Genomic DNA, 1,430 nt, shown 5'->3' with positions numbered 1-1,430 from the left:
ATGAAAACGCTGTTTCTGCAGGCCCCGTCGTATGACGGCTTCGACGGTGGCGCGGGCTCGCGCTACCAGGCAAAGCGCGAGATCCGCTCGTTCTGGTATCCCACCTGGCTCGCGCAGCCCGCGGCCCTCGTGCCCGACAGCCGCGTGCTCGACGCGCCGGCCGACGGCCTGGGGGTGGAAGAGACGCTGAAGATTGCAGCGGCATACGACCTCGTCATCATCCACACGAGCACGCCGTCGTTCCCGACCGACGCGCTGTTCTGCGAAGACCTCAAGAAGCGCAAGCCCTCGATCGTCATCGGTCTGGTGGGCGCGAAGGTGCAGGTCGATCCGCACAATTCGCTCACGGCAAGCGAGGCGATCGATTTCGTGTGCCGCGAGGAATTCGACTTCACCTGCAAGGAAATCGCCGAAGGCATGCCGCTGGCCGAGGTGAAGGGCATTTCGTGGCGCGCGAAGGACGGCTCGATCGAGCACAACCCGGGGCGTCCGGTGCTCGAGGACATGGACTCGCTGCCGTTCGTCGCGCCGGTCTACAAGCGCGACCTGAAGATCGAGAATTACTTCATCGGCTATCTGAACTACCCGTACGTGTCGATCTACACGGGGCGGGGCTGCAAGTCGCGCTGCACGTTCTGCCTGTGGCCGCAGACCGTGAGCGGCCACGTCTACCGCACGCGCTCGGTCGAGAACGTGCTCGAGGAAGCGAAGTGGATCCGCGAGAACATGCCGGAAGTCAAGGAGCTCATGTTCGACGACGACACCTTCACCGACGACCTGCCGCGCGCCGAAGCGATCGCCGTGGGTCTGGGCAAGCTCGGCATGACGTGGTCGTGCAACGCGAAGGCGAACGTGCCGTACAAGACGCTGAAGATCATGAAGGAAAACGGCCTGCGCCTGCTGCTGGTGGGCTTCGAGTCGGGCGACGACCAGATTCTCGTGAACATCAAGAAGGGGGTGCGCACGGACTTCGCGCGCCGCTTCAGCGCGGACTGCAAGACGCTGGGCATCAAGGTGCACGGCACCTTCATTCTGGGGCTGCCGGGCGAGACGCAGGACACGATCAGGAAGACGATCGAGTACGCGAAGGAAATCAATCCGCACACCATCCAGGTGTCGCTGGCCGCGCCGTATCCGGGCACGACGCTGTACAGGCAGGCGGTGGAAAACGGCTGGATGGAAGAGAACAAGACCATCAACCTGGTGAGCAAGGAAGGGGTGCAGCTCGCGGCGATCGGCTATGCGCATCTGTCGCGCGAGGAGATCTATCACCATCTGGAGCAGTTCTATCGCCAGTTCTATTTCCGGCCGTCGAAGATCTGGGAGATCGTGCGCGAGATGCTCACGAGCTGGGACATGATGAAGCGGCGTCTGCGCGAAGGCGTGGAGTTCTTCCGCTTCCTGCGCGCGCACGAGGCATGATGGAGCGC

At 63.1% G+C, this 1,430-nt stretch carries 1 protein-coding gene; it reads left to right on the top strand.

The window, feature by feature from the left end; translation table 11 throughout:
* A partial coding sequence (gene hpnJ, locus C7411_RS36800) for a hopanoid biosynthesis associated radical SAM protein HpnJ (RefSeq protein ID WP_110389038.1) occupies positions 1 to 1,422 on the top strand: 1,422 nt, incomplete at its 5' end.
* Positions 1,423 to 1,430: the final 8 nt, after the last annotated feature.

It is taken from the genome of Paraburkholderia silvatlantica, from assembly GCF_003096715.1.
In the GTDB taxonomy this organism is placed as follows: domain Bacteria; phylum Pseudomonadota; class Gammaproteobacteria; order Burkholderiales; family Burkholderiaceae; genus Paraburkholderia; species Paraburkholderia silvatlantica.
This window is presented reverse-complemented; position numbering and strand designations above follow the sequence as displayed.